We start from the raw sequence: 26,433 nt of genomic DNA, 5'->3' as shown, positions 1-26,433 counted from the left end.
TGCCGCTGCACACCCGTCCGCCCGCAAAGATCCTGTGCACGTTGCGCCGCGCCGCCCGCGCAACCGGGCAACGATGTCGTCACGCCCGGGAAGTGCGGGGCGGCGCTTGGTTCCGAGCGTTGCGGATTGCCCGGTTTTCCCGGAACGATTCGCAACTGCTCACACACCTCATGGGCACCCTACCGCCCGCCGGTATCGGTGGTTGTCAGTAGGATCACCCTTCGCGATCGACGTCCGCCGGACACGGGGCGGCGGACGAAACATCTCGGTCCGGCAAGGGAATTGGTGCGTAGTGAGCCACATCGTCGTCAAGCGCCCGCCGCGGGCGCTGCCGAAGGAAGTGCCCACGGACGAGGTCGTGCTGCAGCCTCCGCCGGAGCTTCCGCGTGGGCAGCAGGAGGGTGCACTCATGCAACTCCTGCCCATGCTCGGTATGGGCGGTTCCGTGGTGTTCTTCTTCAACCCGCAGGCCCAGCCCTTCATGAAGATCATGGGCATGGTGATGGTGGCCTCCACGATCGCCATGGGCGTCGCGATGCTGGTCCGCTACCGCCGCGGCAACCAGGGGCAACTGGCGGACATCCGACGGGACTACCTGCGTTACCTGTCGCAGACCCGGCACCAGGCCATGGACACCGCCAAGGCCCAGCGCGACGCCCAGTACTACCTGCATCCTTCACCGGAGCAACTGTGGGCCCTGGTCGCCGAGGGCAGCCGGGTGTGGGAGCGTCGCACCGGTGACGAGGACTTCGGGCAGGTGCGCGTGGGCCTCGGCCCGCAGGGCCTGGCCACTCCCCTGATCGCACCGCAGACCGCTCCGGTCGACGAGTTGGAGCCGCTGACCGCCGGAGCCATGCAGCGTTTCCTGGCCACGCACAGCACGCTCGAAGGCCTGCCGATGGCGGTCTCGCTGCGCGCCTTCTACCACGTGACGATCAGCGGCGAACCCGGCACCGTGCGCGGCACCGCCCGAGCGGTCACGGCCTGCCTCGCGGCACTGCACTCGTCCGAGGACCTGGTCATCGCGGTCGCCACCGGGCGGGAGTCGGCGCCCGCGTGGGAATGGGCGAAGTGGCTGCCGCACACGCAGACGCGGGGCGTCACGGACGGCGCGGGCAGCATGCGTCTGATCACCACCGATCCGATGGAACTGGAGGACCGGCTGACCGCCGTCCTCCAGGGCCGCCCGCGTTTCCACCCCGCGGCTCCGCCGGTCTCCGATCAACCGCACTTGGTCGTCCTGCTCGACGGTGTCTCACTGCCGCCCACTTCCCTGCTGGCCAGTCCTGAAGGCCTGCAGAGCGTGACGGTCATCGAGATCGTCCCCGGTGACCTCAGCTCCGGGCGCGGCGACCTCTCGATCATCGTGCAGCCCAGGGAACTGCGTCTGGAGTCGGCGCACGGCATGGTGTACGAGGGCACACCGGACGTCCTTTCGTACGAGGCCGCCGAAGCGCTTGCCCGGCAACTGGCGCCGCTGCGCATGGCGTCGGGTGGCGACGACGGCGAACCACTGCTGGCCAACCTGGATTTCACGGAACTGCTGAACCTGGGCGACGCGGCTTCGGTCGACCCACGACGCACCTGGCGCCCGCGTTCGCAGTCGGAGCGGCTGCGCGTGCCGATCGGCCTCGGCGAGGACGGCCGGCCCGTGATGCTCGACCTCAAGGAAGCCGCGCAGGAGGGTATGGGCCCGCACGGCCTCTGCGTCGGCGCGACCGGCTCCGGAAAGTCGGAACTGCTGCGCACACTGGTCCTGGGCCTGGCCGTGACCCACTCCTCCGAGACGCTGAACTTCGTCCTGGCGGACTTCAAGGGTGGTGCGACCTTCGCCGGGATGGCGCAGATGCCCCACGTGGCGGCCGTGATCACCAACCTGGCGGACGACCTGACCCTCGTCGACCGCATGGGCGATTCGATCCGCGGTGAGCTGAACCGTCGCCAGGAGCTGCTCCGCGATGCCGGCAACTACGCCAACATCCACGACTACGAGAAGGCCCGCGCCGCCGGCGCCCCGCTCCAACCCATTCCGTCGCTGGTCCTGGTGATCGACGAGTTCAGCGAACTGCTCACCGCGAAGCCGGACTTCATCGAGATGTTCGTGCAGATCGGCCGTATCGGCCGTTCTCTGGGTGTGCACCTGCTGCTCGCCTCGCAGCGTCTGGAGGAAGGCCGCCTGAGGGGGCTGGAGACCTACCTGTCGTACCGGATCGGTCTGCGGACGTTCTCGGCGGCCGAGTCCCGCGCCGCGATCGGCGTCCCCGACGCGTACGAGCTACCGAACGTGCCGGGCTCCGGCATCCTGAAGTTCGGTACGGAGGAGATGGTGCGCTTCAAGGCTGCGTACGTCTCCGGTGTGTACCGCACGGGTTCCCAGCAGGCCGTCGTGCCCGGCGGACCGCTCCCGGTCGACCGTCGGCCCGTGCTGTTCACCGCGGCCGATGTACCTGTGCGGTACGCGCCGGTGCCGCAGCAGCGTCAGGAAGAGCCCGACGAGCAGCAGGACGACGCGCTCGCCGACACCGTGCTGGATGTGATCGTCCGGCGTCTGGAGGCTCAGGGGCCGGCCGCCCACCAGGTGTGGCTGCCCCCACTGGACAGTCCGCCCTCGCTCGACTCGTTGCTCCCGGGACTGGCCCCGGTGGCCGGCCGGGGCATGACGCAGCCCGGTTACGAGGGTGCCGGTCGGCTCGTCGTCCCGGTCGGCCTCGTCGACAAGCCGTACGAGCAGCGGCGCGAACCGCTCTGGACCGACTTCGGCGGCGCGGCCGGCCACATGCAGGTCCTCGGCGGGCCGCAGTCCGGCAAGTCGACGCTGCTGCGCTCGATCATCGCGTCGTTCGCACTCACCCATACCCCTCACGAAGTGCAGTTCTACGGACTCGACTTCGGTGGTGGCGGTCTGTCGGCCGTGGCCGACCTGCCGCAGGTGGGCGGGGTGGCCTCACGACTGGACCCCGAGAAGGTCCGGCGTACGGTGGCCGAGGTGTACGGCGTCCTGACCCGCCGTGAGGAGTACTTCCGCACCGCGAACATCTCGTCGATCGCCGAGTTCCGTGCGCGCCGCGCACGGGGGGACATCTCGGTGACCGACCAGCCCTGGGGCGACGTCTTCCTCGCCATCGACGGCTGGGGCAATTTCCGTACGGACTACGAGGTGTTGGATCCAGTGATCCTGGACATCGCGGCGCGCGGCCTCGGATACGGCATCCACCTGATCCTCACCGCCTCGCGCTCCATGGAGGTCCGTTCGAACCTCAAGGACCATCTGATGAACCGCTTGGAGTTGCGGCTCGGCGACCCCATGGACTCCGAGTTCGACCGCAAGGTGGCAGCGAACGTTCCCACGGGTGTTCCTGGACGCGGTCAGACACCGCAGAAGCAACACTTCATGGCGGCGGTCCCGCGTATCGACGGTCTGTCCTCCGACACGGACCTGGCGGAGGCGACGACGGCCCTTGCCTCCGAGGTCGGCCGCCACTGGCAACAGCCCGGCGCTCCCAAGGTCCGCTTGCTGCCGCGGGAGTTCCCGGCATCCCAGCTGCCCCCGGGCAACCGCTTCCCGAACCGCGGTATCTCCTTCGCCCTCGACGAGGACAGCCTGGAGCCGGTGTTCGTGGACTTCGACCAGGACCCGTTCTTCCTCATCTTCGGCGAGAGCGAGTCCGGTAAGTCGAATCTGCTGAAGCTGCTCATCAAGCGTCTGACCGAGCGCTACGACAGCAACGACTGCAAGCTGTTCGTGGTCGACAACCGCCGCTCGCTGCTGGGTGTCACCCCTCCTTCCCATCTGGCGGAGTACATCCCCATGTCGAACCAGATGCAGCACCACATGGACGCCCTGGCCGACCTCATGCAACGCCGCACCCCCACCGCGGACGTCACACCGGAGCAACTGCGCAACCGCAGCTGGTGGCATGGCCCCACGGTGTTCGTGATCGTCGACGACTACGACCTGGTGTCCGCGTCGAGCGGCAACCCGCTGTCGGGACTCACGGACATGCTCCCGTTCGCCCGTGACGTCGGCGTCCGCTTCATCATCGCCCGCTCCACCGCGGGCGCCGGGCGCGCCGGCTACGAGGCCTTCACCCAGCGCATCAAGGAACTCGGGGCTCAAGGCGTCGTCCTCGCGGGCGACCCGGGCGAGGGCGATCTGCTGGGCGGCGTACGGCCGCGGCCGATGCCCGCGGGGCGCGGTGTGTTCGTCTCGCGCAAGCGGGGGAAGCCGTTGGTTCAGGTCGGGTTGACCGAGGACGGGAATGTGTGACGGGTGACGGACGGGTGTCGGTCTGCTGATCGTCGGCCGACGCCCTGATCCGACAACGGGGTGGGCGCCTCCCGCGCGCGCCCACCCCGGAACTGCTCCACGAACCTGGTGCTACTGAAGGTAACTCGCTCCCCGCTTGTCACCTTCCATGTAGGTACCGCCCGCCGTGGCCACGACGTGACCGATACCCGTGAGCGCCGTGTGGATGTCGGTGGCTTCCTTGTCCCACCTCTTCAACTTGGCATCGAAGGCGCTCTGGGACTCACCCTCCCAGTACTGCAGGCTGTTCTCGACGAGCCTCTTCAGCTCCTGCAGGTCCTGCTCAAGGTCCCTGGCCTCGTTGGCGATTTTGGTCGCCGTGATGTCGAGCGCGTCATAAGTGACGGAAAGTCCGTCGGTGTAGTTACCGGCCATCTCTACCTACCTCGTCTCACTGGTGCGTGCTGCTGCGGCCGTAGTCCAGCCCTGGTCCAGAAATCGGCTCAGCTCATGGAACTGAAGGGAGAAACCGTCGGGGCACCGTCCTGGAGGTCGATCCTGTTGACCGCCGCGCGCACCTCGTCCTCCTTGCTGTCGACGATGTTGCGCGCCGAGGTCATCGCGTCGATGACCTCGGCAAGGATGTTGCCCATGTTCCGCAGCGACTCGTTGATCTCGAACTGCTTCTTGTCGAACGCGGATCGGCCGATTCCGTCCCACTGACCGGTCTCCAGGCTGTCGATAATTCCCTGAAGCCTGTGAACACGTGACTTGACATTCTCGTACTTCTCGAGCATCTGCTTCTGGAGCAGAACTACTGCATCGTTTTCGAGCTTCTGCTTGCTGACCATGGTCAGCCGTCCTTTCTGTTTCTTCTTCCTGATCCAACTGTTGGGCTTGAGCCGCACAGTCCAGGGATCCTGACGGCCCTTACGGCTGCCAATGTCACCTGGCGCGTCGCGCCCGCATCACAGCCACGCCGGCACCACCGATCACGATGGCTGCGGCGGCCGAGCCGAGCGCGATCCAGAGGGTATTGCTGTCCTTGGATGCTTCCGCGGCTGCACCAGCCGCGGAAGTACCGTCCGGGGAATCCCCGTCAGGGGCTTGCGATGCGGTTGACGGAGAGGGAGAAGGAGAGGCGATGGATGCGGAGTTGGCCAGAAGGTCCCCGCCATTCTCCTTCGAGAGTGGATCGACGTTCGCGGAGCCTGCGTCGTAGTTGAGGTCTTCGAGAACCTTGCGCGGGCGGACCATTCCGTAACCGGCGTACTTGCTCGGATCGTCCTTCGCCCACGTACGGCTGGCTGTGTCGATCAGGGATCGGGTGACCTGGTTCACCGTCCAGTCGGGGTGGGCGGACCAGATCAGGGCGGCGGAGGCTGAGGCAATGGCGACTGCGGGACTCGTACCAGACTTGTCGTCGCAGTATGAACGGAAGGTCGCGTCACACCACCCCGGGAAGCCGTCTCCCGGCGCCGTGAGGTCAACGTAGTCTCCGGAGGAGGAGAACTCTGGCACCGTGCCGGAGGAATCCACAGCCGCGATCCCGACTACATACGGGTATGCTGCCGGGTAACCAATCGAGCCCTTGTTTTGCCCCTTGTTACCAACAGAAGCAATCATCAGTTTGCCCTTCGAGGCGGCATACTCGATGGCCTCTTCCTCCTTGAAACTCGGCCCCACCGATCCGAACGACATGCTGATGATCTGCGCGTCGGTGTCGGCTGCCGCCCTGATCGCGTCTATGGCATCCGGCGTCTTCTCCAGTTCCTCCGCTCCCCCCTTGAGTCCGTCAAGCTCAATGCGATACGGAACGATTTTCGCCCCCGGCGCCAAGCCCTGCAGACTTCCTCCGGCTCCCGTACCTGCCATCAATTCAGCCATGGAGGTTCCATGACCCATGTAATCGTCCGTGGCACCGTACGCAACCGACTTGGGCACTTCGTCGGTCAGGACCTGCCCCTTCAAGGACGCGGTATTCGCGTTCACCCCGCTGTCGATGAGTGCAATCTTGATGCCCTTCCCCGTGCTGACCTTCCACATCTGTTCGGCCTGCATCGGTTCCAGGTACCACTGCTTGGACTGAGCGTCGTACGCAGCGGCACCAGGGGCGAAGCCCAGGTTCACAGCCGCCAGGGCACCGACGACCGCGCCCACAACCCGCGCCGGTCTACGGCAGCGCGATCTGTGGAGCATGGTCCGCTCGGCTCGTCGACTGGTCCCTGGCTTCATCGTGTTCCGTGTCCTCGCTCACGTTCAGTTGACGACCGGCGGCACATCACGCCGCGGCCCGCTGGGCAGATACGTCTCTTCGTCTTCGACCTGGGGGTCGCGACGCGGCGATGCCTGGGCGTTCCCGTCATCACCAGGCCTTCCACGGCCAGGACCGCGCAGGAGACCGGCGCCGCCCTGCGTCAGACCGTTGCGCTCGGCTCCTGCGATGGAGTTGCGTGCGACCGGCCTGCCCGTCACAGCTTCGGATACTCCTGAACCACCACGCAGGGGTGTCGCGCTTGAAGACCTCGCCGTGGACTCGGACGCTCCGAAGACCCCACCCTGCCCGGGGCGGCCGGCACTGGGCCGTGAGTTGGCTGCCCCCTCGCCACCGACGACCGTGCCGCGAGGAATCCTCGCCCCACCCTTCGCGGACGAGCCACCGACAGCCGTGGGCTGTCCCCCGACCACTCCGTTTACCCGGCCGGCTCCGGTCACAGGACCGCTGTTCACCCGCGGAGGGGCCGTGCCGCCGGCTCGCGGTGTACCACCGGTGACCGCTCGGCCCATCTGGGACGAGTGCGCTCCAGAAGCCATGCCTCTGGCGGCGGGCTGCCCGGTCGGCGTGGCACGCCCCATCTGGTTCATGGGCCCCTGTCCAGTGGAGCGCCCAGGACCATAATTACTCGAACCGGGCGTACTGGCGCGGCCCTGAGCCGACGCAGGGGCACGAAGAGCACCCGTTCCACCCGGGTTCCGGCCTGCCGTGCCGTTGGAGACCGGCATCCCAAGGCCGCCCCCGAACATGCTCGACTGGCCGCCCCCGGGAGTAGGGGTACCCGATGTCTGCGGAGTGTGGCCAGCCCCAGGTGTGGTCGTGGACGGTGGCAGCGTGCCGACACTGTCGATATTGGTACGGACAGGCTCGTCGGGGTACGTGATCTTACTGGTGACGTCCTTGGGGGTCAGTTGATTGTCGGTTGCGCCGTGCCTGGAGACTTCGCCCGCCGCCTGATCACCCACGGAAGATGTCGTCCCGGTGCCGTGGGAGCCCGCGCCGGACACCGAACTGGCGTAGTCCGCCTGCGGAGCCACAGGCTTGGGAACCCCGACATCAGGCATCGCCGTGAACTCCGGCGTCTTGTCACTCGCGGGCAAGGACGCCAAGACCTCTTCGGACACCGCGTAGTACGAAGCCAACCGGTTCATCTGGTTGATCGCCTCTTGGCGGTCTTTCTCCACCCGTACGGCGGCGGTGTACTCACCCTTGTCAGCGACTTTCTCAGCCTCTGTGAAGTGCTCAGGCCGCTTCCGGCTCGCTTCCGAATCACGAGACGGCATGGCGCCGCGCACCGACGCAAGGCCCACGGCAGCAGCGGTGATCTGATCCCCCGCCGCTCCGGCGAAGTCACTCAAGTGCTGTGTGTTGGTGACGAGTGAGCTGCCCCATTTGCGGAAGGCATCACCCGACTCTCCAATCCAGTGGACGTTGTCGATATGGCCTTCGAGTTCGTCAGCTGCCGCCTTGATGGCGTCGCGCGCGTCCCACAGAGCCTTGCCCGAGGTTTCCAGATCCTCCGGGTCCGTCCGCTCGACGAGGTCAATCAGCTGGTTGAGGGCGAAGTCGCGCTTCTCAAAGTCCGTCCGCTCCGCGATGGTCCGCCCGAGCGGACTGTCCACGAAGGCCGAGCGCATCATGCGGTTGAGCAACCCACCTTGCGGACGGTCCTCAAACCCTCGGACGATATCCGTGACGCCGTTCTGCCCTTCGACGCGGCCGAAGTCCGCCTCGTGCTGTTTGTCGGTCATCGTCACGCCTTCATGCCGGTGCGACCGTCGTTGATGTGCTGCTTGCCATCCTGGATGTCCTTGACCTGCCCCTGGATGGCGTAGAACCGCTGACGCAGTTCCTCTTCGAGATTGCCGAAGCCTCGATGCGCACCCTGGACTGCGATGGCTGTCGCCTCAATCTGCAGATGGAGGATCTTGGACAGGGACGTGAGCTCCTGATGGACCCGGTTGTACTGCGTGTACAAGCCGTCGGCCTCAGGGAAGATGCCGTCCGCCCCCACGCTCAGAGACGAGGACCTGATGGTCTGGGAACCCACCTTCGTCGGATTGCCGGCCGACGTCTCAAGGTCGCGGAGAACCGCGTCCACCCGCTTCACGAACTTGTCCAGGGCCTCACCACTGACCTCCAGGTTCGCCGCTGTGGCCGCCGACACACCCCCCGCCATCTCTGCCGGAAGCACGACACCCCTCCCCGTTTCCCCGTACAGCCATCGGCCCCGACTCGACCGAGACCTGGCCAACCACTCGCCGTACGATCGCAAAGCAAGCCGCGCCTCACAACGCCTTTACCACTCTAGTCAACCTCCGCAACGGGGCCAACAGCGATGTGCTTCAGCTCGGTTACGAGACCGATCGGCTGCCACCCTTTGCCCGTCTTGCCTGTTCACTGCGAACGGGTGCACACGGCGGGCCATGCACCGGGCACTCATGGGCCCTATCCCATGATTCAGCACCACCACGGACGACGGCGTCACACCGCTTGCGATCTCATCAACTTCCGAGACGATCGATCGCGTCTCTGCGTCAACTCCCGTGCGCCACAGCTGAGGTGCCCACGAGCGGGTCCCCCACTTCCAGCCGTCACCGGTGTCCCAAGTACGCGTCTCCTGCGAACCTTCACGACCGACAATCAACGCACAGCGGACGTTCCCTAACCGCGACTGTGCCGAAGCCCTACGTGGCGGACTACGCGCCATCAGCGGTCTGTGCGCGCTGCATTGCGGTCCCGCTTCTCCTGGCCCGCCGCCGCGCCCACCGATCCCGCGCGAAGATTCGCGTCCTCGTCGAGCAAGCCGTCGCCGCCTCAAGTCATGGCAGGGAAACGCTCGCTGCACGGCAGCAGGCGGTTCCGCAGGAATCGTCGGCTTGTTCCGGCAGTCCAGGGCGTCGGCCATCGCGCGCGCGGAGTGCACGAGGTACTTGATGTGGTCCCGAGCCGATGTGCCGCTGGTGAGGGTGAGGGTGTCGGTCATGACGCCCGTCAAGGGGGTCTCGGTCTCCTGGTCGGGCGAGGTGCCGGGGATCGTGCACTTGACGTAGACGCCGTACTGGACAACTCCCTTGTAGTCCTCGGCCTGGTGCAGCTTCACGTCCGAATGGACCGGCGTGATGGTCCCGTCCTCGGAGCCCTCCACCTGGAAGTCGAGGGGAAGGGACGAGGGACCGAATTGCACCCTCAGTTCCTTCTTCTTGCCCGCGTCGAAGGCCGTTGTCGTGCACAGTTCGGACGACCAGTGGGATCCGTCCGAGCCCCCGGACTCCAGCTGTTTGTCGTGCTGGGCCCGCGCCTCCTCCAGATCGACACCGCCCCGGTCCAGCTCACCGCCACCAGCCACGTCCGCATGGTTCTCGACCTACTTGACTCCCGCATCTCCCAGGGTTTCCTCACAACCGTCCGCCGCCGAAGTCGACGTGTCGTTCTCCGCTGAGCAGGACGTCGCCGTCAGGACCAGAGCAGCCGCAGCCAAGGAGAGGGCGGAAAGTCTCGTCACTGGAATCCTGGAACGTCCTTGCTGTCGCTACGGGTGCTTCTTCCATGCCTCCATCGCCGGGCTGTCACCGTGGGAGGCGTTGGCGAGCGACATGCTCAGGTCGTCCTGCACCTGGGCCAGGAGCTTGGCCTTGTCGCCCTCCACCGCGCCGCCGGGCGGGGAGGCGAGATCGCGCCAGAACTGGAGGGTGCCGTCCGCGCCCAGACCGGTGGCGAAGTGCTCGGTGAAGCCGGGTTGTCGCGCACACGGGCGTGACCTACTCATCACCGCTGCCCTGGCCACCCGCAGGGGGCAACGTCGGGCTGGCGACGGCCTGACGTTCTGGGCTGAACACGGCACGCGGTCACCAGGGCCTGCCCGGTGTTCTAAACGACCACCGCCACTGGCGTACGGCCGCCGGGGTGGGGTAGGCGAGCCGCGAGCCAAGGCGGCGGCGAGTCAGGGCCCACCAACCTCACAACGTGCCGGTGATGACTCCGCGCCAGGTCCACCCCGCGTCCAGAACGGTGTTCTGCAGCGGGCTTTTCAGCTCGAAGCTGTCGAACGTGAACGTCTCGGTCGCTTCGAGGCGGCCGTCTTGGCCCCCGCCGAGCGTCCAGCGCTTGGAGACCGTGTGTCCCTGGCCACGTCGGGCCTCGGCCGCGACGGCCAGTCCGGGCATGTCGCCGACCCAAGTGACCTCGTATTCCTGATCGAGGGAACGAACTTCGTTCTTTTCCGGAACCAGGCGCATCCATACCTGGGAGACCCGACTCACCTGGGTGGGGCCGAAGAATGTCTGCCAGGCGGGGTCCAGGATGCGCCACTCGGCAACCAGGTCGGGCCCCTCCTCCCGACCGTCCCGGATTACGTAGGGGACATCAGGGCGGTTGAGGTCGAGCAGAGCCTCGTGCACCTCGGCCGCAGATCGCGGGGTGACACCGCCGGCGGGGCGCTTGGTTCCGGTCAGCTTGTCGAAGACTCCCATGAAGTCAAGCTATACGGAGTCGGTTTGCCGGTGCACACGAGGTGGAGGCCGGCACGGCTCGCCGACTTCGACGCAACGCGGTGCGTCCTGCGATCCATCCGGCGCTCATGGTCGGCCGCGTGGCAACGGGCAGTGAGGGGCGGAGTCCCTCACTCGTCGGGGCAGACAAGAGTCCACGCCCGAGCCGGGGCATCGCCGCCGTTCTGCGACACCGTGTCCTCGACGAGGGTCGAGTAGTCATCGAGGGAAAGGGGGTCGCCAACCTGGTCGGTCGGGTTTCATGCAGCCGTCCAGGTCGTTGGTGGCCCCTGCACCGCTCCGGTCGGCTCGCTGCCGTCCCACGCCGCGTCGTCGGAGACGCTGAAGCCCTGTATGGCGAGGTAGATACCCATGCCGGCCATGAGGACCAGGATGACACGGGCGGCGATGAAGGCAGCGTCGGGCAGTTCCTCGGCCGACGGGTTGATACGGGAGCGCCAGGCGCGTACCCAGTCCGCCTTGGCACAGGCCATCACCAGGAATACAGCGGCCAGGACCAGGCTCAGCACGTTCATCACGGCCAGCCCGTTCATGCGTCACTCCTTGATCTCTGCTGCCTGCGCCGCGAATCCCGCACCGCAACCGCCGTGCCGCTCAGGCCCGCCACCAGCACCAGGCCGCCCACGGTCACATACGTCGCCAGGCGCGTGTTCCGTTCCTCCGCGGACTCACCGAAGTGCAGGGGGGTGACCGAGGGTGCCTCGCCCCTGGCCACTCCGCCCTCGGGCCTCGGGCTCTCGACAGGGCGCTCCGGGTCCACGTTCGTCAGGGCGTTGACGGGGTCGACCACTCCCCAACCGACCAGGGGGTCATGGCCGGGAATCGAGCGTTCCGCCGTCTGCTCGATCTGGGCGACGACCTGCTGGGCGGTCCAGTCCGGGTACTTGGACTTCAGGAGAGCCGCCACACCGGCCACGTACGGCGCGGAGAAGCTCGTGCCGTTGTCGGAGCAGTGGCCGCCGCCGGGGACTGTGGAGATCATGTCGACGCCGGGGGCCGCGACTCCCACGAATTCCCCTGATTGTGAGAAGGGGGCGCGTTCGTTGTTGCGGTCGGAGGCCGCCACCGCCAGGACACCCTCGTACGACGCCGGATAGGTGACCTTGACGTTGCCGCCCAGGCCGTCGTTGCCGGCCGAGGCGACGACCACGACCTTGTTGTCGAGGGCGTGGTCGACGGCATCCTCCAGCCTCGCATCGGGCCTCACGGCGTTGGCCGTGTCCTGCGAGATGTTGATGACGTCGGCGCCCACGTCGACGGCGTGACGGATCGCCGACGCCAGGGTGAGGGCCGTTCCGTCGCCCTCGGCGTTGTTCTGCTTGATCGGAATGATCTTGGCGTCCGGGGCCAGGCCCACGAAGCCGGTCCCCTTCAGCGGTCGGGCCGCGATGATGCCGGCCACGCGTGTGCCGTGACCCACCGTGTCGGTGGTGCCCTGGCTGTTGCCGCGGTCGATCTTCTCGCCCTCGGAGTTCTTCGTGGGGAGGTAGTTCGCTCCCTTGGCGGCGTCCACGGCCTTGGTGAGCTGGGGGTTCTTGACATCCACCCCTGTGTCGATCACGGCCACCTGGACGTTCTTCCCCGTGGACAGCGCCCACAGCTCGTCGAGGTTGACGCGTTGCAGCGCCCAGGGACGGCCCGCGTAGTTCTTCGACGAGAACGTGCACTGGCCGCCGTCGGCCCAGGCGGTGGTCGCGGGCAGGGCGAGCACCGAGGTGGTGGCGATCAGCGCGGTCGCGGCGGCCCGGGCCGCCGGCCTCGTACCCCGGCCGCTCCGGAGGAACCCCCACGTCTTCGTGTTTCGCCTGATCCGCGCGCTCAGCGCCCTCGCGTTCGCCTTCGGCATCGCTTCGCTCCCCTCCACCGCGCGTCTACGAACCCTGCGGCTGCCGCGCCGCCGCCTCCGACAGACGCGGCCCCGTCGGCAGGAACGTCGACCACTGCGCCGGGACGGGAGAGGGTGTCACCCTTTCGTAGCCGAGCCGGGTCTGGGCGATCTTCGCCTCGTTCAGCTCTTCCTCGCGCTGCTTGGCCGAGGTGCCGATGCCCTCGTCGCCGGTGGTGCTGTCGCTGTTGGACTGCAGGGCGTAACGCAGGCCCGTGTCCGTGACCAGGAAGACGCCGCCTGCCCTCGTCTCCGCGCCCTTGAACTGGCGGTAGAGCTGGCCGGAGCCCGGGGTGACGTACGCGCTGGAGGAACCGGTCGGCAGTTGAGCGGGGAAGTCCGTGCCCACCCAGGTGGACAGCTTCGTCTTCCCCTTCGAGCCGACCGAGAGCAGGACGTTGCAGACGGTGTTGCGGCCCGATGTGGCGCTGGAGCCGTCGTTCACCGTCTTCGGCTCGAACGCCGGCCAGGTCTTGTCCGCCTCGAAGGTCGTACTGTCGGCGACCACGCTGGGGTGGACCTGTTGCGCCTCTCCGGCCTGTCCGACGTCGACGAGGTCCCCGCTGTTGAGCAGCAGCGTGGCGACGAACTCGGAGATCCGGGCCACCTCGCCCTGCAGCACCACGTAGTACTGCATCCGCCGACCGTCGTATGCCTTGATGACCTCACCGACCTTGTCGTACTGCTCGAGGCCGGTGGACGCGTTCGCCTTCGCGCCGGGCGTACCGTCGATCTCCGGGATGGAGATCGGGTCGCCCTTGTGGAGGGTGTCGAGCCACTTCTGGGACACGCGCTGCGGGTCTCTGCCCTGGGTGTCGAGGGCCTTGAGCAGTTCGGCATCGGTCGGGTCGGCCAGTTGGTACGCCGTGCCCCGCGCGTCGACCACGTACTGCGTCCTGCCGTCCGGGCCGACGACGTACATCAAGTCGCCGCCGGAGAGCTTCTCGGAGCCTCCCGTCTTGTCGAACTCCTTCTCGGCCAGGACGAACGCGGCCTTCTGGATGGCGCGGCCGCCCTCACCGGGACGCTCGCACACGGCCCAGCGCTTGGGGACCTCCGCCTCGTCGGGGGAGGGCAGGCGATCGGGGGCGTAGGGGATCCCGATCGTGGCACCGTGCGGCGGCTTGCCGCTGTCCAGGATCTCCTCGTCGACGGTGATGATGTCGGTCTTGTCGGGATCCAGGAGCAGTTTGGCCGACGCCATGTTGAGAACCGGATGCAACTGCTCGCGACCATCCGTCTTCAGCACCACGTACCGAGTGGTGGAATCGCTCGCCACGATGACGTGCTCCTCCGCCTTGGCCCAGTCCTTGGGTGCCTTCGGACTGAACACACCGATGCCCCCGAAGACCGCGAGAATCACCACACCGACGACGGCACCGGGCCACAGCGCCCGCAGCGGCTTGGGGGCGCCCTCCTCCGAGCCCGACGGAGACGGCTGAAGGAAGGATGCGAGCGTACGGCGCTTCGCGAAGGTGTAGGCGTTGAGTTCGTCCCGCCGTGATGCCATCTGTGTCCGCTCTCTCCCCGTGCGGAGCCATGGGGGGAACTGTGAAGATCCGCCCCTGTCCTCAATTGCCTCTGGTGCCTGGGCTGTCAGAGCCGCCCCCTACTATGCCTGTTGCGTGACTGTGCTGATGGCACGGGCAGGGCGCTCAGGCCGTGCAGGGTCCTGAGCGCATGGGATTTCGGGAGAGTTCGGGGGTTTTGAAGCAATGGCTTCCGCAACACGGGCCCGGTCGCGATCGCAATCGGGGCCGCGATCAGGTGGCACGCTTCGGTCGCGTTCGCGCGGTTCGTCTTCCCCTTCTCCGACAGCACGGTCGGAAGCGGCGCCGGACGCCGCCGCGTCGTCCCGCGGGTCCGTCTCGCCCCATCTGAGGTCCCACTCGGGGCACGGGGGCTCGTTCGCGGTACAGCGGCTGGTGATGCTGGAGATGGCGGCCGCCCTCGTGGCCGTCGGATGGCTCGTCGGTACGGCCGCGCTCATTCCGGCCGTCGCGGTCGCCGCCGTGCTGGTCGTACTCGCTCTCGTACGACGCCGCGGACACTCCCTGCCCGAGTGGCTGGGCTCGCTGCTGGCACTGCGGGCTCGCATGCGCAGGGCCGCGAGCACACCGGCGCCTTCGGGGATCGATTCCGGCCTCGCACCTGCGGTGGAGTGTGATCCCAGCCTGCGGACGTACAGCTTCCACCGCGGCGACCGTCGCGATCAGCGGCCGGTCGGCATGGTGGGCGACGGAGGATTCCTCACCGCGGTGCTCCAACTGGAGTCGGATGCCGGTGCGCTGCGCGCCGAGCGCAGCCGCCGACCGCTGCCCGTCGCGCTCGTGCAGGATGTCCTCGAAGTCGACGGAATCCGGCTGGAGTCGGCGCAGATCCTGGTGCACACGCAGCCGGCGCCCGCGCTGCATCTGCCCCAGCAGTCGGTCGTCGTGAGCAATTACGCACCGCTCCAGGCCCAGACCGGCGCTCCGGCGGTGCGCATCATGTGGATAGCGTTGAAACTCGACCCCGAGTCGTGCCCCGAGGCGGTGGCCGCGCGCGGCGGCGGGCTCCGTGGGGCGCAGAAGTGTCTGGTGCGGTCGGCGGAGCACTTGTCCAGTCGACTGACCGGCGCCGGCTTCCGGGCCAATCTGCTGACGGAGGAGGAGCTGACAGCCGCCATCGCCACCTCCGCGTGCGCCAACCCGCTGGTGACCGCGCAGGCCGCACAGACGGGCCGGGACGAGGCGCCACAGCGGCGAACCGAGGAGTCCAGCCGCAGCTGGCGCTGTGACAATCGCCGGCACACCACGTACTGGGTGCGCCGCTGGCCTCAGCTGGGCGGCTCCGGCACCTCGCTGGCACAGTTGGTGGCACATCTGACCGCGGTTCCCGCGCTGGCCACGACCTTCAGTCTGACGCTGGCCAAAGGCGGTCGGCAAGACGTCACCATTGCGGGTCACCTGCGCATCACCGGTCGCAGCAATCAGGAACTGACCGACGCGCGGCGCGATCTGGAGAATGCCGCGCGTCAGGCGCGGACCGGGCTCGTGCGTCTGGACCGTGAACAACTCCCCGGCGTTCTCGCCACCCTGCCGCTCGGAGGTACCCGCTGATGGCCAGGAGGGCATCGGCCTCGCCGTCATCCGCGTCCGCGCCGGAAGGCACTCCGGAGGTCACGGGCCTCGGGCAGCGACTGCGCACCGGGTTCGGGCTGTTGGGTCCCCGGCACCCCCGGCACACACTGCCCGTGGAGCAGGTGGGGGCGCTCTCTCTGCCCGTCGGAGACGACGGTGTGGTGGTGGGTGTCAACCAACAGGGCCGGCCCGCCGTTCTCGGGATCAACCGCCCGACCCCGTTCGACGTCGTCCTCATCGGCGGTCTGTGGACGGCACAGGTCCTCGCGCTGCGCGCGGCGGCGACGGGGGCTCGCGTGGCCGTGGAGACGGCACGCGGACAGGCCTGGATGCCGTTGGTGCACGCCATGGGCGGCGGGCAGAACGGCCTGGCCGTGTACGACGTGGGGCGCGTGCCACCACAGGGCGCGTCGGCGGGCACCCCGGTGCTGGTGGTGCGTGACTGCGGCATGCGGCCGCCGCGCGGACGCGTGACGTCGGCGCCCTGGCAGTCCGTACTCACGCTGCTTCCGTATCTGAGTCCGGTCGCGCCGCGATTGATGCGCCAGGCTCGTCTTGTGGGCGTCCAGCGGGTGTCGCCGGACGAGGCGACGGAGATCGGGCGCGTGATAGGGCTCCCGCGCCCCGAGACACGGTCGCTGCCCGGGCTGCAGGACGGCATCACGCTGTGGTGCGCGGAGCGGGACCGCCAGTACGTGATGACGCAGGCCACGGACGCGGAGACCGGTCTCCTGGGCGTGGCACGTCGTATGGACTGAACCGACTGCGGGACAAGTCGGACGCGTGAAGATCGAGTCCGGATACTATGTCCAAGTTACTCCATTTTTGGGCAACTTGAGCGCTTGGCCGAGGCCGGTCGGGAGAGACGGGCCTGCCGGGCCCGCGGTTTTGATGATTAGGCTGGGGTGCAGCACGTCGCGAGTTGCCCGCACGCGGGTGGTACGGGCTGTGCGACTTGGCCCGGGGCCCGAGGGGGGACCAGCCCGGCGAATCAGACGACAGGAACGGTCGCCCCAGCACGGCATGAGGGTGCTCGACCACACCAGGAGGAACTGTGAGCAGCGATCGGGACGGGATGCGCGGGGGCTGGGCCACACCCGACGATGACCAGCCCGACGCGGAGTCCGCCATCGAGATGACGGGCGAGTTCACCATCGACTACGCGCCGCCTGCCTGGTACACGCAGAACGCCCCGTCGGGAGGGCCCGGCCCGGAACCGGGTGGGGCTGCTGACACGGGCACGGGGGTCGTTCCTCCGGCCGTCGGTTCCGCGACGCCGCCGTCCGCGCCTCCGGTGGGGCCTCCTCTTGACATGTCGGGTGTGCCCGGCTCGTTTCCGCCGCCCTGGCCCCCGTTGGCCGCCGCGCCCGACGCCGGTGTCGGCGGTGGGAACGAGGGGGACATCGAGAGCGGCGCGACCATGCGGATTTCGGCTGCCGCGTTGAAGCGTGAGATCGGGGACGCGGGTGCGGCCACGGGTGCCTCCGGCGCGGGGGCGAGTGCGGGCCCTGGGTCGGGTGCGGGTGCGGTCGGGGAAACGGCTGCGGCTGCGACTGCGACTGCTGGTACGGCTGGTGGTGCGGGCTCGCCTTCGGGTGCGGTGGCCGACGCGGGGGTGGGTGCGGGCGCTGCCTCCGGTGGTGCGGTGCGTTCCGGGGACTTCGAGCTGAACGCGCCGCAGGAGGCGGCCCCGGAGTCGGGGAGCGCCGCGGGCACCGACGCCGCGGCCGTGGCCGGTGGCGGCGGCAGTGACGGTGCGGTCGTCCCTGACGCCGGAGACGTGACGGAATCCGGTACGGCCGCGGTGGCACAGCCTCAGGGACCGGGCAGCGCCGGTGCCGGTACACAGGCCGTTGCCGGTGACGGCGCCGTTGCGCAGCCCGCCGAGGCTGTCTCGTCCGGCGAGGGTCAGGACGCCCAGGGCGGTAGCGGTCAGGGCGGTAGCGGTCAGGGCGGCGACGGCGGTGCGGCCGCCGAGGGTTCGGCTGCCACGGACGCGTCCGGCGAGCCCGGTGTCGCCGAGGGCGAGCCGGCCAGTGGTGCCGTGGCCCCGGATGACGCCTCCGACGGGGCCGCGTCGACGGATGCCGCTCCTCAGGGTGCCGTTGCGCAGAGTTCCGTCCCGCAGGACCCCCCGCCTCAGGGCTCCGCCCCTCAGGCCCCCGCTCCTCAAGGCTCCGCCCCACAGGCCGTCGTCCCACAGGCCCCCGCTCCTCAGGACCTCGCTTCGCAGGGCTCCGGCTCTCACGACGCCGCCCCTGTCTCCGCCCAGCCCGCCGACGGTGCCCCCGGCACCACCGAGCCCCAGGGGAGCGCGCCACAGCCCACCGAGCCTCAGGCTGCCGAGCCTCAGGCCGCGTCGCCCGCTCCGGGAACCCCCGGGGATGGACCGCAGACGCCTCCGGTCTGGACGCCGCCGGCACCGCAGGGTGTACTTCCCCCGTTGCCGCCCGCGTACCAACCGGCCGCACCCGCAGCGCCCGCCTCGGGAGCGCAGTGGCCCCCGTCCGCGCCCGCGGCGCCGGCGTACCCCGAGATGCCCGGCCAGCAGCCGGCGGCCGCACAGGGCGAGCCGTCCGTGCCGCCGCAGCAGCCGTTCCACCCGCAGGCCCCTCAGGGCGCGCCCGCGGCCTGGGGCAACCCGATCGACGCCGCACCCGGTGCCTCCGGCGTGCCCGGTGCACCCGTGTCACCCGGCACCCCCGGTGCCCCCGTGCCCCCCGGCGTGCCCGACGCCTCCGGTACGCCGACCACCCCGGGCCCGACGCCCCCGCCCGGCCAGCAGCCGATGGCACCCAACGCCCCCTCCCCCGCTGGTTACGGCTTCCCGCACCCCGGCGCACCCGTACCCCCGCAGGCACCCATCCCCCAGCAAGGCGGCTACGGCTTCCCGCAACCCCCCGCCCAGCCCGGACACCCGGGACAGCCGGGGGGACAGCCGAGCCAACCTGCCACCCCCACTCCCGCCGCACTCCCGGCCCAGCCCGCACCCGGTTACGGCTTCCCGCAACCCCCCGCCCAGCCCGGACACCCGGGACAGCCGGGGGGACAGCCGAGCCAACCTGCCACCCCCGCTCCCGCCGCACTCCCGGCCCAGCCCGCACCCGGTTACGGCTTCCCGCAACCCCCCGCCCAGCCCGGACACCCGGGACAGCCGGGGGGACAGCCGAGCCAACCTGCCACCCCCGCTCCCGCCGCACTCCCGGCCCAGCCCGCACCCGGTTACGGCTTCCCGCACCCCGGCGCACCCGTACCCCCGCAGACACCCATCCCCCAGCAAGGCGGCTACGGCTTCCCGCAACCCCCCGCCCAGCAGGGGGAACAGCCCGGCCACCCGGGCGCCCCCACACCCCACCCCAACACCCCGGGCGCCCCCACCCCCCAAGCCGGCTACGGCTTCCCGCCCTCAGTCGCCCCGGGAACCCCGAACCAGATCCCCCACCCCCAGGGCCCGCCCCATTCCCCCACCCCCCAGAGCGGCTACGGCTTCCCCCAGCCCTCCGCCCAACCCGGCCACCCGGAGCACCCGGGCCACCCCGGCCAACCCCAACCCCCCTTCCCCGGCCAGCCCGGACACGCTGCTCACCCAGACCAGCCCGGTCAGCCCGGTCAGCCCGGTGGGCACCCCCACCCTTCCGCCCCCACCGCCCCCATCGACCCCCGCACAGGCGCGGCCTGGCCGCAGCCCGTGCAGCACGACCAGCGGCAGCCCACCAACCCCGGTGTGGCGCCGCTCGGTTACACGGCCGCGGTGGAGTTGTCGTCCGACCGGCTGCTGAACAGCAAGAAGCAGAAGACGAAAAGCAGCCGTCCGGCGGCCGGGGGCGGCCGGTTCAAGCTGGGCGGGAAGAAGGAGGAGGCCGAGCGGCAGCGGAAGCTGGAGCTGATCAGGACGCCGGTGCTGTCCTGCTACCGCATCGCGGTCATCAGCCTCAAGGGCGGCGTGGGCAAGACGACGACCACCACGGCCCTCGGTTCGACGCTCGCCACCGAGCGGCAGGACAAGATCCTCGCGATCGACGCCAACCCGGACGCGGGCACGCTCGGCCGGCGCGTGCGGCGCGAGACCGGTGCGACCATCCGCGACCTCGTCCAGGCGATCCCGTACCTCAACTCGTACATGGACATCCGCCGGTTCACCTCGCAGGCGGCCTCCGGGCTGGAGATCATCGCCAACGATGTCGACCCCGCCGTCTCCACGACGTTCAACGACGAGGACTACCGGCGCGCGATCGACATCCTCGGCAAGCAGTACCCGATCATCCTCACCGACTCGGGCACCGGCCTGCTCTACAGCGCCATGCGCGGTGTGCTCGACCTCGCCGACCAGCTCATCATCATCTCGACGCCGTCCGTGGACGGTGCGAGCAGCGCCAGTACGACACTGGACTGGCTCTCCGCACACGGGTACCAGGACCTGGTGGCACGTTCCCTCACGGTCATCTCCGGGGTCCGTGACACGGGCAAGATGATCAAGGTGGACGACATCGTCTCCCACTTCGAGACGCGCTGCCGAGGTGTAGTCGTCGTACCCTTCGACGAACACCTGTCCGCCGGCGCCGAGTTGGATCTCGACATGATGCGACCGAAGGTGCGGGAGGCGTACTTCACGCTCGCCGCGATGGTCGCCGAGGACATCGCCAGGCACCAGCAGTCGCACGGCCTGTGGACATCGGACGGCAACCCGCCGCCGGTGGTCGCCCCGCCGATGCCGGGACAGCAGATGCCGGGCCAGCAGATCCCCGGTCAGCAGCCGTACCCGCCGCAGCAGGGCCAGCCGTACCCCGGCCGGCCCTATCCGGGTCAGCCGGTTCCCGGGCAGGCCCCGCAGCCCTACGGCCACCCCGACCAGCCGGCACCGGGCCAACCCGCGCCGGGCCAGCCGTACCCGCCCCAACACCCGCAGCACCCGCAGCACCCGCAGCACCCGCAGCACCCGCAGCACCCGCAGCAGGGCCAGCCCTACCCGCCCGCTCCACCCCAGCAGTAGACAGCAGGAGTCGGACACAGCAGAGGGCCCGTACCGTTCACGATCCACGAACGGTACGGGCCCTCTGCCACAACCAGCCTTCGGGGCTAATCCCCCTGATAGGCCCCGATCAGTTCACGGCACCTCTTCACGTCCTCGCCCATCGCCACGAGCAGCGCGTCCAGCGAGTCGAACTTCGCCTGGCCGCGTACGAAGGCGAGGAAGTCGACGGCGACGTGGAGGCCGTAGAGGTCGAGGCCGACGCGGTCGATGGCGTACGCCTCGACCGTGCGCTCGGTGCCGTCGAACTGCGGGTTCGTGCCGACGGAGATCGCGGCGGGCATGGCCTCGCCGTCGACGTGCAGCCAGCCGGCGTAGACGCCGTCGGCGGGGATCGCGGTGTGCGGGAGGGTCTCGACGTTGGCCGTGGGGAAGCCCAGTTCGCGGCCGCGCTGAGCGCCGCGTACGACGATGCCCTCGACGCGGTGGGGGCGGCCGAGGATCTCGCGCGCGCCCTCGACATCGCCCTCGGCGACCAGCCGCCGGGTCAGGGTCGAGGAGAACGGCTGTCCGCCGCCCGCCTCACCGGTGACGACCAGGTCGACGACCTCGACGTCGAAGTCGTAGGTCTTGCCCTGCTCGGCCAGGAACGCCACGTCCCCTGCGGCCTTGTGGCCGAAGCGGAAGTTGGGGCCCTCGACGACGGCCTTGGCGTGCAGCTTGTCGACCAGGACCTTGACGACGAAATCGGCCGGGGACAGCCGCGAGAACTCGGTCGTGAAGGGCAGGATCAGCACCGCGTCGACGCCCTGCTCGGCCATCAGTTCGGCGCGGCGATGGTGCGGGGCGAGCAGCGGGGGATGCGTGCCGGGGCGTACGACCTCGCTGGGGTGCGGGTCGAAGGCGACGGCGACGGCGGGAACGCCCAGCTCACGCGCGCGTTCCACGGCGTGCCGAAGGATCAGCTGGTGCCCGCGGTGCACCCCGTCGTAGGAACCGATGGTGACGACGCTGCGCCCCCAGTCCTCGGGGATGTCCTCCAAGCCACGCCAGCGCTGCACTGTGACCGCTCCTCATCGAACCCGTGTCCGTATTGACGCCTGACCCTTGCGCAGGTCTAAGGGTGCCATGCCCGGTGCCTTCGGCCCGCATCGGCATCCGGCCTGTGACCCTGAGCACGGGAACCCGACCCGTTTCACGCGGGCACCCGCACCCCCGGCACCCCCGCCAGGTTCTCGATCATCCGGCGTGTGCTCGGCCCGACCACGGCCGCCCACTCCTGGGGCGTGCCGCTGAGCCAGCCGGCCACCAGCCCCGCGAAACCGGGCACATGGCGGGCCAGATCGACGAGCGCCCAGTCGAAACGGGTGGCCCCTTCGGGTGTACGGACGAGCAGCATCCCGACCCGATGGACCAGCAACCGGGTCGCCGCGCTGTCTCCCACGCCCCCGGTGTCCGCCGCATCCGCTGTCACCCCGCGCGCGGCGGCCGCCCGCAGCAGCGCGTCGAGGACGGACGGGTCCCGCTCGGTCGCCATCAGCAGATCGAGCAGTTCGCGCCGCAGCGGGCCGGAGGCAGGTGTGCCCGGCTCGGCGAGGACCGCCGCGAGGGCTGCGCGGACCTGCACGGGACCGTCGACGATGAGTCCGCTGACCAGGGGGAACAGTACGACGCGGGTGCCCGGACCGTGCTGCAGCGTGCGGTCGACGTACGTGGCGACGTGCCCGGCCACCTCGGGGCGCAGTTCGACGACCTCCCGGACGAGGGCGGTGACGCGGCGCGCGAGGCCGGGCGTGGTGACCTCGGCGAGGGTGCGCAGGGCATCCCCGTCGGAGCCCTCGGCGCACGGAGTCCGCAGCCGGGCACGGAAGGCGTCCAGGACCGGGTCCGGATGCGTGGCGAGCGCGGTGACCAGGGCGCTCGCGGGCAACTGCGGATCTCCGGCCGCGAAGCGCTCCAGTGCCTGCGGCAGATACCGCGGCCTGGTCCGCGGATCCCGTACGAGCAGGGCGAGGGCGCCGCTGTGCAGGGTGACGTCGGCGGGGCGGCCCAGCAGGGCGAGCGCCGCGTAGCGGAGAAGCTCACGGTCTGCCTCCGTGTTCACGTGCGGAGCGGTCCGCAGTGCGTACGCGAGCCCCGCGACCCGCCGCGCCGGGCGCTCGTCGTGCGCCCACCGGTCGACGGCCCGGCACACCGCCGAGGGCTCCTCCTCGGACAGTACGGCGAGCAGCTCGTCGGCGCGCCGGTGCGCGCTGTCGACCAGCGCCTCGGTCAGGTCGTCGAGAGCGCACCGCCGATGCGTGTGCAGCAGCGCCTGCGCGGCCGTCGCCACGGTGGCGTCGGGGGTCGCGACCAGCGGGGTGTCGTCGAGGAACCAACGGGTGAGCAGCGGCTGTACGGCGGCCGGGTCGGCCGCGAGAAGACGGGAGACCACGTCCAGATAACGGGAGCCCTCACCGGTGGCCGGGTCGGCGACGACCAGGCGTCGCAGCAGGTCGAAGCGTTCCGTCCCGGGCAGCGGCAGCGACGCCCAGAAGTCCGGCCCGAACTCCCCCGGCACGCCCCGGCCCTGGGCCCGCCAGGCACCGATCCGCTCGGCGAGGAACCGCAGCACCCGGGTGTACGGCGTCGCGTCGGGCACCCGGAGCAGGACCTCGGCCAGGAGGCGGGTGGCCCACCAGGTGGGGTCGTCGGGGACCGGGGCGCCCGGCGGCAGCAGCGCGTCCAGGGCGTCGAGCAACTCCTCCAGGCGCCCGGCGAGTTCGGTGGGTCCCTGCTGCCGCCCTAGGAGGAGCAGGGCGTGGACCACGGGACCGACGCGGTGGCGGGGCACGGGCAGGTCGCGGGTGGCCCGGCGGGCGTGGCGGCGGATGCGGGCCTCCGACGGCATCGTGCCCCAGCCCCGCCTCGCCTCGGCCTGCGTGACCCAGCCCCGGTGCACCAGCGCGTGCAGAGCCGCGTCGAGGTCCAGGTGCGCGCCCTGGATCCAGTCGGCCAGCTCCTCGTGGGCGAAGCGGTAGCCGTCGCCCGCCGGGACGAGCAGCCCTTCGGTGAGCACGGCCGAGGCCCAGCCGGTGGTGCCGCCGAGCCGCCGCCCGGGCACCGGCCCCCAGGGGAACACCGCCTCGAACGCCGCCCGGTCCAGCTCTCCCTGCCCGGGCCCCAGACACCGCCGGGCCGCCTCGTGGACCTGCCCCGAGACCTGCGCCGCGAGCCGCCGTACGGCCGTGCCCCGCACCCCGTTCACCACGGCGAGCCGCACGGCGACCCGCAGGCACATCAGATCCAGGTAGGCGGCCAGCACCTCGTCCCGACCGGGCCGTCCCGAGACGGCGGAGGCTGCTCCCGTGCCGGACGCGGGTGGTGTCGGGCCGGTGGGGAACGCCCCCGCGTCGGGCGGTCCGGCGAAGGCGCCATCCTCGCCGGACCGCCCGCCCGGGGTGTCCGGCAGCGCCGCCCGTACCTCGGACAGGAGCCGCAGGGTGAGCGGATGCCGGGCGTCGGGCCCGGCGAGCGCGTCCTCGGGGATCCCGTACCTGAGCCGGGCCCGCCGGGCCTCGCCCTCCGTCAGGTCACCGAGCCGTACGCAGGCGGGCAGTGACTGGCCGTCGCCGCCCGGCACCGCCCCGTGCAGCAGTTCCGCCGGGAACTGTGCCCCGGCCCGCTCCCAGTACTCGGCACGGCAGGCCACCACGAGCCGAGCCCCGTTCTCCCGCAGCCACTCGGCCGTCCCGGCGGTCCACTCGGCCAGCCGGTGCGCGAGCGTCGGCGGCATCTCCTCGGGTCCGTCGAGAAGCAGCAGCATGGGCCGCCCCTCCGCCACGGCGAGCCGGGCGAGCCGCTCCGGCCGGATGTCCCCCAGCTCACCGCCGTACCGGCCGGCCGACACCCACCCCGCGTCCACCGGCCGGTCTTCCGAAGCCCCCGGCGTCCCCGAAGCCGCCGAAGCCCCTGAAGACGCCGAAGCCCCCACGGCCCCCCACGCACCCGCCGCGCTGGATGCGGCCGAAGGGGCCGAAGGGGCCGACGCGGCCGACGCAGCCGACGCGGAGGAGAAGTCCGAGGCAGTCCATCCAGCCGACGCCCCGGACGCTGCCGACGCGCCCCACTCCCCCGACGTGCCCCCGTGTCCCGCCACACCCATCGCACCCACCGCGGCCGACGCCGCCACGATCCGCCCCGCCCGCTCCAGCGCGCGCCGTGCGGCGTCCGCCACGGAGTCGTCGTCGGACAGGAGGTCGGCGCCGCGGAGCCACAGTGTGGGTGCGGGCTCGGGCCCACGGCCGCGCCGGGCGGCGAGGGCGGCCAGTTCTGTCGTACGGCCGCTGCCGGGTGGGCCGACGAGGCCGAGGACCGTGGCCGGGCCGTCGGCGAAGGCGGTGAACTCCCTTACGACCTCGACCCGTTCGACGGGGTCGGCACCGGCCGCCGCGACGGCCCCGGCACCCGCCCCCGGCCCGTCCGACCCCACGGTGGTGGCCGTGAGCTCCAGGACCCCGGCCAGGTTCAGATCCGTTCCGTACGCACCCACGGTCGCCGCGTTGCGGGCGAGCAGCTCGGCCAGCGGCTGCTCGGCCCGCCACCCTCGCAGGGGTACGGCGAAGCCGGTGGCCCGGTGCGGTGCCTCCAGCGCCGTGCCGAGCACGCCCACCACGGTCCCGGTGGTCACGTCGAGGACCGGTCCCCCGGCCGCGCCCCCGCCCAGCCGCAGCGCCTCGCTGCCGGCCGTGCCGATCGCCAACTCCAGGGCGCCTCGCAGCAGATGGAACCCGTCGGTCGCGGTGTACGTGACGTCCGCCGTGCCCAGCACGCGTGCCTCGCGCCAGCCGCCGGCCGCGATACGGACGTACGCGCCCGTCCCGACCTCGTCCCGCAGGGCGAACGGCAGTGGCTCCACGCACAGCCCCTCGGTGCGGATGAGCGCGAGATCGAGCGCCGGCAGCGGGGTCACCGCGTCGGAGCTCACCACACAGACACGGTCGCCGGTGGCGTGCACCACGATCCGGGCCAGTCCGTCCACCGCCTCGTGGCTGGTGACGACCGTGCCGTGGTGATCGGCCACGAAGCCCGTGCCGCGCGGTCGTCCCGCCAGATCGCCGACCCGCACCAGGACTTCGTCCCGCGCCGCCCGGCGGCCGTCGTCGGTCGCCCGACGGCCCCGTACCGCCATGTCCTGACCTCCCCGTCGTACCTGTGTTCCGACGGTAGGCACGTGAAGATCAGCGGAAAAGATCGCGCGGCGAACGCGCCCCCTTCCGCTCCCTCCGTTCACTCCGAGCGCCTGCACGAAGGGGTGAATAGGACCGAGCAGATGGATACACCTCTGGGTGGGGGAACCGAGGGGGACCGTGGAGCGGCGGGAACAGAAGGACCCGCCGCTCCGCTGGGGAGTTCGGCGGGTGCGGGTTGTGCGCGGCCGGCCGCG

The 26,433-nt window shown here is 70.2% G+C and carries 16 protein-coding genes; 4 read left to right on the top strand and 12 right to left on the bottom strand.

All coding sequences use genetic code 11. From position 1 onward, the window contains the following. Positions 1–292 precede the first annotated feature (292 nt). Positions 293–4,267, top strand: a complete 3,975-nt coding sequence (gene eccCa / locus OG858_RS33290; protein WP_328544183.1) for a type VII secretion protein EccCa — start codon at positions 293–295, stop codon at positions 4,265–4,267. A gap of 111 nt (positions 4,268–4,378) precedes the next feature. On the opposite strand, the gene OG858_RS33285 is transcribed toward eccCa, so the two are convergent. From OG858_RS33285 to eccB, 10 genes are all read right to left on the bottom strand, one after another. Further along, positions 4,379–4,681, bottom strand: coding sequence for a WXG100 family type VII secretion target (locus OG858_RS33285; RefSeq protein ID WP_037691669.1), 303 nt, complete (start codon positions 4,679–4,681; stop codon positions 4,379–4,381). A 68-nt stretch (positions 4,682–4,749) separates the two neighbouring features. After that, positions 4,750–5,097 carry a WXG100 family type VII secretion target gene (locus OG858_RS33280; RefSeq protein WP_086748469.1) on the bottom strand — a complete coding sequence of 116 codons (348 nt, stop codon included), beginning with the start codon at positions 5,095–5,097 and terminating at the stop codon, positions 4,750–4,752. Positions 5,098–5,191: 94 nt separating this feature from the next. Then, a complete protein-coding gene (locus OG858_RS33275) occupies positions 5,192–6,445 on the bottom strand; it encodes a S8 family serine peptidase (protein WP_328545289.1) in 1,254 nt (417 codons plus the stop codon). Positions 6,446–6,505: 60 nt separating this feature from the next. Next, positions 6,506–8,272 carry a mediator complex subunit 15 domain-containing protein gene (locus OG858_RS33270; protein ID WP_086748471.1) on the bottom strand — a complete coding sequence of 589 codons (1,767 nt, stop codon included), beginning with the start codon at positions 8,270–8,272 and terminating at the stop codon, positions 6,506–6,508. Positions 8,273–8,274: 2 nt separating this feature from the next. Then, positions 8,275–8,715, bottom strand: coding sequence for a hypothetical protein (locus OG858_RS33265; protein WP_319269346.1), 441 nt, complete (start codon positions 8,713–8,715; stop codon positions 8,275–8,277). A gap of 1,338 nt (positions 8,716–10,053) precedes the next feature. Next, the gene (locus tag OG858_RS33260) at positions 10,054–10,290 is read right to left on the bottom strand and encodes a hypothetical protein (RefSeq protein WP_327724980.1); all 237 of its coding nucleotides are present in this window, start codon (positions 10,288–10,290) and stop codon (positions 10,054–10,056) included. Positions 10,291–10,480: 190 nt separating this feature from the next. Continuing rightward, positions 10,481–10,993 carry a hypothetical protein gene (locus tag OG858_RS33255; protein ID WP_319066753.1) on the bottom strand — a complete coding sequence of 171 codons (513 nt, stop codon included), beginning with the start codon at positions 10,991–10,993 and terminating at the stop codon, positions 10,481–10,483. 278 nt (positions 10,994–11,271) lie between these two features. Beyond that, a complete protein-coding gene (locus tag OG858_RS33250; protein ID WP_327724979.1) occupies positions 11,272–11,565 on the bottom strand; it encodes a hypothetical protein in 294 nt (97 codons plus the stop codon). Beyond that, a complete protein-coding gene (gene mycP, locus OG858_RS33245; RefSeq protein WP_086748478.1) occupies positions 11,562–12,878 on the bottom strand; it encodes a type VII secretion-associated serine protease mycosin in 1,317 nt (438 codons plus the stop codon). Before mycP ends, OG858_RS33250 begins: the two co-directional genes overlap by 4 nt. 25 nt (positions 12,879–12,903) lie before the next feature. Beyond that, the gene (gene eccB, locus OG858_RS33240) at positions 12,904–14,427 is read right to left on the bottom strand and encodes a type VII secretion protein EccB (protein WP_086748479.1); all 1,524 of its coding nucleotides are present in this window, start codon (positions 14,425–14,427) and stop codon (positions 12,904–12,906) included. A 205-nt stretch (positions 14,428–14,632) separates the two neighbouring features. Here eccB and eccE point away from each other — a divergent pair, with 205 nt between their 5' ends. From eccE to OG858_RS33225, 3 genes are all read left to right on the top strand, one after another. Further along, positions 14,633–16,018: a type VII secretion protein EccE gene (eccE, locus tag OG858_RS33235; protein WP_086748480.1), complete on the top strand. Its 1,386-nt coding sequence runs from the start codon at positions 14,633–14,635 to the stop codon at positions 16,016–16,018. After that, a complete protein-coding gene (locus OG858_RS33230; RefSeq protein ID WP_086748481.1) occupies positions 16,018–16,797 on the top strand; it encodes a hypothetical protein in 780 nt (259 codons plus the stop codon). The genes eccE and OG858_RS33230 overlap by 1 nt, the downstream gene beginning before the upstream one ends. 296 nt (positions 16,798–17,093) lie before the next feature. Continuing rightward, complete coding sequence (locus OG858_RS33225) at positions 17,094–21,029, top strand: SCO5717 family growth-regulating ATPase (protein WP_328544184.1); 3,936 nt, start codon at positions 17,094–17,096, stop codon at positions 21,027–21,029. Positions 21,030–21,115: 86 nt separating this feature from the next. Here the strand turns inward: OG858_RS33225 and OG858_RS33220 are convergent, their stop codons facing one another. Both OG858_RS33220 and OG858_RS33215 read right to left on the bottom strand, forming a co-directional pair. Continuing rightward, positions 21,116–22,069 carry a bifunctional riboflavin kinase/FAD synthetase gene (locus OG858_RS33220; RefSeq protein ID WP_086751929.1) on the bottom strand — a complete coding sequence of 318 codons (954 nt, stop codon included), beginning with the start codon at positions 22,067–22,069 and terminating at the stop codon, positions 21,116–21,118. Between the two features lie 134 nt (positions 22,070–22,203). Beyond that, the gene (locus OG858_RS33215; protein ID WP_328544185.1) at positions 22,204–26,178 is read right to left on the bottom strand and encodes a trypsin-like peptidase domain-containing protein; all 3,975 of its coding nucleotides are present in this window, start codon (positions 26,176–26,178) and stop codon (positions 22,204–22,206) included. Positions 26,179–26,433: the final 255 nt, after the last annotated feature.

This window comes from Streptomyces europaeiscabiei, assembly GCF_036346855.1.
Lineage (GTDB): Bacteria > Actinomycetota > Actinomycetes > Streptomycetales > Streptomycetaceae > Streptomyces > Streptomyces europaeiscabiei.
This window is presented reverse-complemented; position numbering and strand designations above follow the sequence as displayed.

Coding starts and splice junctions, on each gene's coding strand:
- OG858_RS33285 (WP_037691669.1), bottom strand. CDS start 4,681: ATGGCCGGTAACTACACCGACGGACTTTCCGTCACTTATGACGCGCTC.
- OG858_RS33280 (WP_086748469.1), bottom strand. CDS start 5,097: ATGGTCAGCAAGCAGAAGCTCGAAAACGATGCAGTAGTTCTGCTCCAG.
- OG858_RS33275 (WP_328545289.1), bottom strand. CDS start 6,445: ATGCTCCACAGATCGCGCTGCCGTAGACCGGCGCGGGTTGTGGGCGCG.
- OG858_RS33270 (WP_086748471.1), bottom strand. CDS start 8,272: ATGACCGACAAACAGCACGAGGCGGACTTCGGCCGCGTCGAAGGGCAG.
- OG858_RS33260 (WP_327724980.1), bottom strand. CDS start 10,290: ATGAGTAGGTCACGCCCGTGTGCGCGACAACCCGGCTTCACCGAGCAC.
- OG858_RS33255 (WP_319066753.1), bottom strand. CDS start 10,993: ATGGGAGTCTTCGACAAGCTGACCGGAACCAAGCGCCCCGCCGGCGGT.
- OG858_RS33250 (WP_327724979.1), bottom strand. CDS start 11,565: ATGAACGGGCTGGCCGTGATGAACGTGCTGAGCCTGGTCCTGGCCGCT.
- mycP (WP_086748478.1), bottom strand. CDS start 12,878: ATGCCGAAGGCGAACGCGAGGGCGCTGAGCGCGCGGATCAGGCGAAAC.
- eccB (WP_086748479.1), bottom strand. CDS start 14,427: ATGGCATCACGGCGGGACGAACTCAACGCCTACACCTTCGCGAAGCGC.
- eccE (WP_086748480.1), top strand. CDS start 14,633: ATGGCTTCCGCAACACGGGCCCGGTCGCGATCGCAATCGGGGCCGCGA.
- OG858_RS33230 (WP_086748481.1), top strand. CDS start 16,018: ATGGCCAGGAGGGCATCGGCCTCGCCGTCATCCGCGTCCGCGCCGGAA.
- OG858_RS33215 (WP_328544185.1), bottom strand. CDS start 26,178: ATGGCGGTACGGGGCCGTCGGGCGACCGACGACGGCCGCCGGGCGGCG.